11 protein-coding genes are annotated in these 7,529 nt (G+C 41.3%); all 11 read right to left on the reverse strand.

The window, feature by feature from the left end; all coding sequences use genetic code 11:
* Nucleotides 1-23: 23 nt before the first annotated feature.
* The gene (gene rplM, locus Q0J48_RS05820; RefSeq protein WP_296242453.1) at nt 24-461 is read right to left on the reverse strand and encodes a 50S ribosomal protein L13; all 438 of its coding nucleotides are present in this window, start codon (nt 459-461) and stop codon (nt 24-26) included.
* Nucleotides 462-591: 130 nt separating this feature from the next.
* Nucleotides 592-1,323, reverse strand: a complete 732-nt coding sequence (gene truA / locus Q0J48_RS05825; RefSeq protein ID WP_296242454.1) for a tRNA pseudouridine(38-40) synthase TruA — start codon at nt 1,321-1,323, stop codon at nt 592-594.
* On the reverse strand, nt 1,320-2,117 hold the full coding sequence (locus Q0J48_RS05830; protein WP_296242455.1) for an energy-coupling factor transporter transmembrane protein EcfT: 798 nt from the start codon (nt 2,115-2,117) through the stop codon (nt 1,320-1,322). The genes truA and Q0J48_RS05830 overlap by 4 nt, the downstream gene beginning before the upstream one ends.
* Nucleotides 2,110-2,970 carry an energy-coupling factor transporter ATPase gene (locus tag Q0J48_RS05835; RefSeq protein ID WP_296242457.1) on the reverse strand — a complete coding sequence of 287 codons (861 nt, stop codon included), beginning with the start codon at nt 2,968-2,970 and terminating at the stop codon, nt 2,110-2,112. The genes Q0J48_RS05830 and Q0J48_RS05835 overlap by 8 nt, the downstream gene beginning before the upstream one ends.
* The gene (locus Q0J48_RS05840; protein ID WP_296242459.1) at nt 2,946-3,773 is read right to left on the reverse strand and encodes an energy-coupling factor transporter ATPase; all 828 of its coding nucleotides are present in this window, start codon (nt 3,771-3,773) and stop codon (nt 2,946-2,948) included. The genes Q0J48_RS05835 and Q0J48_RS05840 overlap by 25 nt, the downstream gene beginning before the upstream one ends.
* A gap of 64 nt (nt 3,774-3,837) precedes the next feature.
* Nucleotides 3,838-5,220, reverse strand: a complete 1,383-nt coding sequence (locus Q0J48_RS05845) for an MATE family efflux transporter (protein ID WP_296242460.1) — start codon at nt 5,218-5,220, stop codon at nt 3,838-3,840.
* 81 nt (nt 5,221-5,301) lie between these two features.
* Entirely contained in the window at nt 5,302-5,502 is a 201-nt protein-coding gene (locus Q0J48_RS05850) for a hypothetical protein (protein ID WP_296242461.1), read from the reverse strand.
* Nucleotides 5,499-6,080, reverse strand: coding sequence for an O-methyltransferase (locus tag Q0J48_RS05855; RefSeq protein WP_296242463.1), 582 nt, complete (start codon nt 6,078-6,080; stop codon nt 5,499-5,501). The genes Q0J48_RS05850 and Q0J48_RS05855 overlap by 4 nt, the downstream gene beginning before the upstream one ends.
* A 31-nt stretch (nt 6,081-6,111) precedes the next feature.
* The gene (rplQ, locus tag Q0J48_RS05860) at nt 6,112-6,474 is read right to left on the reverse strand and encodes a 50S ribosomal protein L17 (RefSeq protein WP_183376745.1); all 363 of its coding nucleotides are present in this window, start codon (nt 6,472-6,474) and stop codon (nt 6,112-6,114) included.
* Nucleotides 6,475-6,485: 11 nt separating this feature from the next.
* The gene (locus tag Q0J48_RS05865; protein ID WP_296242466.1) at nt 6,486-7,430 is read right to left on the reverse strand and encodes a DNA-directed RNA polymerase subunit alpha; all 945 of its coding nucleotides are present in this window, start codon (nt 7,428-7,430) and stop codon (nt 6,486-6,488) included.
* 25 nt (nt 7,431-7,455) lie between these two features.
* On the reverse strand, nt 7,456-7,529 hold a 74-nt coding region (gene rpsK, locus Q0J48_RS05870), incomplete at its 5' end, for a 30S ribosomal protein S11 (RefSeq protein ID WP_168966595.1).

The following is a 7,529-nucleotide window of genomic DNA, read 5'->3' on the forward strand; positions in this document are numbered from 1 at the left end:
TTTTTGCCATCTTCTATTCCTCCTTATCCTTTCACCTTTAATTCAACAGGTTTCTGAGCTGCATGCGGATGTTCGCTACCTGCATAAACAAACAAATGTCCACGCATTACATCACCCAATTTAGTGTGTGGCAACATTCCCTTGATAGCTCTTTCTACCCATTCTACTGGATATTTTTCTTTCATTTCTTTGGCGGTACGAACACGCAGACCTCCAAAGTATCCAGAGTGGTTGTAGTACTTCTCTGTGTTCAATTTGTTTCCTGTCATGTCGACTTTGTCGGCATTGATCACAATTACATAATCACCACAGTCAACATTTGGTGTGTATGTAGGTTTGTGTTTTCCTCTTAATACATGAGCACAAGTTGTAGCCAAGCGACCTAAGGTTTGTCCTTCGCCATCAACAACATACCATGTACGTGTTACGTCGGCTGGTTTAGCCATTGTAGTTTGACGCATTCTCTTTTCCTCCTTGTTTTGAGCGTTACCGGGGCTCAAACGGCCGAAGATTAGCCAAGTACTATCTTAAGAAAAAAAGGGGTAAAAGTCAATGTAAAAAAGGCGCTTTTTCGTGAAAAACACCTTCTGATCAGTAACAAACTTCCATGAGATAAAGTCCTTGAGGACTGGCATTGTATCGACAAGCTTCTTTGTCTTTCAAATCTAACATTTTCTGGACATCTTGCGGCGTGATGGTTTCTTTGCCCACCTCGATCAAAGTCCCTGTCATCATTCGAACTTGATAGCGTAAAAATCCGTTGCCTTCAAATAAAAAATGATAATCTTGATCTCTTTTTTCTATCGAAATCATTTTGATCGTTTTGACACGAGACTTTCTTGGATCGATGCGACTGCTGGAGAAAGTAGTGAAATCATGCGTCCCAATCAAAATATGACACGCTTCAATCATCTTCTCGATATTGAGATCTTGATACAAGATTCCTTTTGTTCGGCAGGCAAAAGGATCTCTCTGATTTTTTGTCGCAATATAAAGATATCTTTTAGATCGGCAGGAGAACCGGGCATGGAAATCATCCTCTGCTTTTTCAGCACTTTGGATTCGAATATCCAAGGGCAATAACGAATTTAATGCCCGCACATAGGAAGCCGGTTCTATCTTACCATCGCTTTCAAAGTGAAAGACTTGCCCTAATGCATGAACCTTGGCATCCGTTCTTCCACTTGCCACGATCGAAGTTGGCTTCTTATGGATCTTTTCTAATGCGGATTCAATAATTTCTTGAATGCCTAATGCATTTTCTTGTTTTTGCCAGCCGGCATAAGCCCAGCCATCATAGGCAACTGTGCACTTGATGATCATAGAATCCAAATTCCTAGGCAAACACCCAAGATCACTACACTCATCGCCATGCCAAAGATATCTTTTGTTTTCATCTTCAAGACTTTATAACGCGTTCTTTGGCGATTCGGATCATATCCTCGTGCTTCCATGGCATTGGCCAACTGTTCAGCACGATCAAAGCTGGAAACAAACAAAGGTACGATCAAAGACAAAATCGAAAAGATTTTTTCCTTTAATCCGCCATTTTCAAAATCAACACCCCGGCTTGCCTGCGCATTCATGATTCTCTGCGTCTCTTCGATTAATGTTGGGATAAAACGTAATGCGATACTGATCATCATCGCAATAATATGTGCTGGAAGTCCGATCTTCTCAAACGGTTTTAATAACTTCTCGATTCCTAAAGTTAAATCTAAAGGTTTCGTCGTGGCCGTCAAGATCGTTGTCAGAATGATCATAAACATCAAGCGCACTACGATATATAAAGTTTGATAGATAGCATCCGAATAGACACTGAACCAGCCCCATTGGATCCACGGTGTTCCGGTTTTAATAACCAAAGTATTGATCACCAACAAGAAGATCATCATCCAAATCATGGGCTTCATAGCTCGTAAAGCATAAGATATTTGTAATTTTGAAAGAAATAACGCAACGACAATAAAAGCGGCAATCACGACATAACCGACAGCACCCGCCGGAATAAAAACCGCAATCATCAAAAACAAAAGAACCATGATCTTGGCTCGAGGATCTAAATGATGAATGACAGAATCTAAAGGCATATAGCGACCCAATGCGATATTATTCATGACCATTCACCTGCCCTTTGATACATTCAACTAAAGACGGCATATCTAAGATCGAATCCGGGATCTTAAATCCTTTTTCCTGTAACATCATTTTCAAACGGATAATGGCCGGCGGATTGATTCCCACTTCGATCATCCATTCCGGATGTTCAAAAAAAGTACGGACATCGTTTTCTTGCAGAACCTTTCCATGATCTAAAACAATCACATGGTCACAATAGCGCATCACATGTTCCATATCATGAGAAACTAAAAGAATCGTCTTTCCCTGCTTCTTATTCAGGTCCATGAATAAAGTCATCATCTCTTTGGCCCCTTGCGGATCCAATCCGGCCGTCGGCTCATCCAACACCAAGACTTGCGGATCTAACACTAAAATACCCGCAATGGCCACACGTCTTTTTTGTCCTCCTGACAATTCAAAAGGAGAGCGTTGAAGATAACTTTCATCTAAGCCGACCATAGGTAAGATCTTGCGGACCAGTTCATTGGCTTTTTCTTCTTCAATGCCAAAATTTTTAGGCCCAAACGCAATATCTTTTTCAATCGTTTCTTCAAACAATTGATATTCTGGAAACTGGAAAACCAACCCTACTTCTTTTCGAAGCTGTTTGATATCTTTGATCTTTAATAACGGCTGGATATGAAAACCACAAATATCCAATGTCCCGGCACTAGGAATCAGAAGACCGTTCAAATGTTGAACCAAGGTTGATTTCCCAGACCCTGTCTGCCCGATGATCGCTGTGACCTTGCCTTCTGGAATCGATAAGTCGATCCCTTTCAAGGCTTGATGAGAAAATGGCGTTCCCGCGTTGTATGTATGTTCTAGATGGTTGATTTCAATTGACATAACTGATTCACCACCTCTTCTAACGTACAGACTTCCTGATTTGTGATTTTTTCTTTTGTCAGTTCTTTTGAAACTTTTAACGCAAAAGGAATATCCAACATCATCGATGCCAGTTCTTTTTCATGCGCAAAGATCTCCATGGGCGTTCCTGTCAAAACAACATGGCCATCTTTCAGGACGATCACATATTCACTTTGAGCAACCTCTTCCATATCGTGTGTAATGGAAAGAATCGTTCGATCCTTTTCACTATGTAATTTTTGGATCTGCTCATTGATGCTGGCTTTTCCTTGCGGATCCAACATACTTGTCGATTCATCAAAAATAATGATCTCAGGCTCAATCGCCAAGATACCAGCAATCGCCACTCTTTGTTTTTGCCCTCCCGAAAGCTTTGTGGGTTCACTGTTTAAAAAATCGAGCATGCCCACACGTCCTGCCACATCCTCAATGATGTCTTGCATCTGCTCCTGAGGCACGCAATGATTCTCCAGACCAAATGCAATATCGTCCGCGACCGTAGAGCCAATGAACTGGTTATCGGGATTTTGGAAAACAATTCCTACATGATCACGAAGTTTATAAACACTTTCTTCGTTTAGGGATTGTCCTAAGATTTCAATAGATCCCTGTTTGGGACTCATTAACCCAATCAATAATTTTGCGATTGTACTTTTCCCCGATCCATTGTGTCCAATGATCGTTGTATAACAACCTTTAGGAATGGAAAAAGCAACATCCGATAAGACATCCTTCTTTCCATCGTAGGAAAAAGACAGTCCTGAGACCTTGATAGCATCCATGGACACCCCTCCTTAACTTGTACATTATATCGAAATCCGATTCAGTTTAAAAGAAAAAAGAGAGCTAAGAAACTACATTCTCCCGCATCTCTTTCAAAATCTTTTTAAATTCACGATAAAACAATAGGCTTGTCGTCAAAACGGCGATCGTATCGGCAATCGGTTCTGCCAAGAAGACCGCAAATACTTTGTCTTCAAAAAAGTTAGGCAAAATATATATACAAGGAATCAAACAAATGATCTTTCGAAATACCGCTAAAAAAGAACTGATCTTTGAATTGCCAAGCGCAATAAAAGATTGTTGGCAAGAAGTTTGGATTCCCATCAAAAACACACCGCATAAATAGATTCGCATGGCCCAGCAACTGATTTCTGTCAATTGCGGATCACTGGTAAAAATCATGACAAATAAAGAAGGCACGCACATTGCCAAGGCCCATAACAATGTAGAATAGCTTACACAAGCGATGGTCTGTAATTTAAAGGCTTTTTGAACTCTTGACGCTAAGCCTGCACCATAATTATAACTAATGATCGGCTGTCCTCCCTGGGTCAGACCTTGTAAAGGAAGCATGGCAAACTGCATAACACTAGACAAGATCGTCATCGCTCCTACTGCGATATCGCCGCCGTAACGAAGCAACGAAGAGTTAAAACAAAGGACCAAAATACTTTCTGTTCCCTGCATCAAGAACGGTGACACACCTAAGGCCACACAAGGCAATAAAATAGCAGGCCGCAAGCGAAGATTCTGTTTTCTGATGCGAAGCTTGCTGTTGGTGCTGCATAGAAAGTAAACGGCCCAGACAGCACTCAAGGCTTGTGAAAGAATGGTAGCCAAAGCAGCTCCTTTGACCCCCATATCAAACAAGAAAATAAAAATCGGATCCAAGATAATGTTTGTCACTGCACCAATACAAACCGTCAACATACTGATCAAAGAAAACCCTTGGCAAGAAATGAAGGCATTCATTCCCAGGGTCACCTGCACAAAGATCGTTCCAATGGCATAGATTTTGATATAATCTTGCGCATAACCGATCGTATTGGAACTGGCCCCAAACAAATACAATAAAGGCTCATTGAATAAAAGCATGCCCAAAGTCAACAGGATGGAAATCAAAACTAAGGAGACAAAACACGTCCCTAAGATCTTTTCCGCCATCGCATCATTTTTCTTTCCCATAAAAATACTGGCACGCGGAGCTCCACCCATTCCAAAAAGATACGCAAAAGCACTGACGATCATGATCAGCGGAAAACAGACGCCCACACCCGTCAATGCCTGACTGCCTACTTCTGGTATATGCCCGATATACATGCGATCGACCATATTATAAAGCGCATTGACTACCTGGGAAGTAATCGAAGGCACCGCCAGGACCCATAATAAATGAGATAGTGGTTCTTTTCCTAAATCGACACTTTTTGAAAGCGATAACTTCAAAATGATCCCTCCTTATAAACCAAACAAAAGAAAGTTTACGCCTGAAAAAGAAAAATGGCAAGCCGTCATGCCTGCCATTGATCAAGCTAAGAAATCAGAATCTTCTGGTTGTTCCGGAGCACTTTTTAAAGGAACATCCATGACAACTGTATCTTCTTCCGGAAGCAAGAATTCATCTAATTCTTCCTTCTTTTTCTTATCCAAATGCAGCTTGATAAGAATTGCACTTAAACATGCCGCAAATGCGGATAATGCCACAATGATCTTAATCCACTTTTTCATATTTTCCTCCTTGCCAAAGCCATTCCATCCCCCTGGTCTGTAAATTCGACGATGAAATCATCCAATTGTTCTAAAAAATCATGATATTCTTTTAATTTACGAACCAATTGTCGGGTATTGCGATTTTTAGTTCGCTCCGGATGTTCCACCAAACCATGGAATTTCATATTATCTGAAATGATTATACCATGGCAAGATAACAGTGGGGAAAATTTATGAAAAAAGCGAGTATATTGTGCCTTGGCCGCATCAATAAAGATGCAGTCGAAGGTATCGTTCAATTCCACCTCAAAAGCGTCTTTTTCAATCAAAGTGATTTGATCTTCCAAATGCATCTGTTGGATATTTTCACGCGCTTGCTGCGCGCGTTCCGGATCCCTTTCAATCGTCACCACACGCATCGAAGGATCCAACTGCGCTACCCGAATCGCCGTAAATCCAACAGCGGTCCCAATTTCCAAAAAGGAATGGCAATGATATTCTAGAATTTTCTCTTTCAAATATTCAAAACCTTCATCTTTTAAGATGGGGACATTTTCAAGCTGTGCACGTTCTTTGATATCGCCAATCGATTTCATAAGTCACCTATAAAAAAGGAAGTAGATTGCTCTACTTCACAAATTGTACGATTGCCATAGGAGCAGCATCCCCTTTGCGGATCCTTGTCTTGATCACGCGAGTATACCCTCCGTTTCTGTCTGCATAGGCCGGTCCAATCTCGTTGAACAGCTTCTGCAGTGCAGTCGTTCCTTCTTCATCCACTTCCACGTTTCGTACAAAGCTTGCGGCCTGACGACGGGCATGCAGATCATTGCGTTTTGCCAATGTCACCAGCTGATCCATAACGGCACTGAGTTCTTTGGCTTTCTTTTCTGTTGTCTCGATCTGTCCGCTCTCGATCAGTGAGGTCGCCATGTTTCTCAACAAAGCTTTTCTATGATCGGCGGTACGTCCTAATTTACGATTCCACATACGACTTCCTCCTACTCATTACTTGACTTGAAACTCAATCCAAGTGAATATATCTTATCTTTTACTTCTTTGAGACTCTTTTTCCCTAAATTACGAACATGGATCATTTCATCTTCTGTCTTTTGACAAAGTTCTTCCACAGTTGTGATTCCTGCACGTTTCAAACAGTTATAAGACCGGACAGAAAGTTCAAGGTCTTCGATCATCTTGTGCTGAATGGAAGAAGAAGAATCCTCTTCTACTTTCGTTTCGACCGTCTCAACATGCTCCAACTGACTTTCATCAATATCCTTTAAGATTTCGAAATGATCGCGCAAGATCTTGGAACTGATTGAAAGACTTTCCGATGGGGAAAGACGTCCATCCGTCAAGATCTCCATTGTCAAGCTTTCAGTTCCGTCAGCGTTTTCATCCACACTGTAGCTCACTTTTTTCACTGGAGAATAAAGAGAATCTGTATAAATAATACCTAGAGGCTGTCCTTCGTTTTGATACAAATGCTTATTGACGTCGGCCGTTTTATAACCACGTCCCAAGCGAGCTTGCATCTCCATGTTGAAATCAGCACCTTCAGCTAAGGTACAGATCACCAAATCAGGGTTCAAAACTTCAACTCCGCTTGGACATTCAATATCCGCAGCCGTTACGGTACAAGGGCCAACTTTATTGATACGCAATGTATAAACATCGTTATCATGAATATCGATTTTTAAGATCAACTGTTTGATATTCAAGATGATCATTGCGGCATCTTCTTTAACACCTTCGATACCGGTGAATTCATGATAGATTCCATCAATACGAATACTGAAAACAGATCCGCCTGGTAAAGAAGACAACAGTACGCGGCGCAGCGCATTTCCCATTGTTACTCCAAAGCGATTCTGTAATGGTGTAAAAACAAACTTTCCGTAAGTTGAAGATTCTTCGATCGTTTGAATGGTATAGTTTGCCATCGGGACACCTCCTATTTTCTAATTTCTATCCACGAGGTCGTTTTGGCGGACGACATCCGTTATGTGGGATCGGCGTCACGTCATTGATCATCGTGATGC

The sequence above is a fragment of the uncultured Faecalicoccus sp. genome (genome assembly GCF_944325745.1).
Taxonomy (GTDB): Bacteria; Bacillota_I; Bacilli_A; order Erysipelotrichales; family Erysipelotrichaceae; genus Faecalicoccus.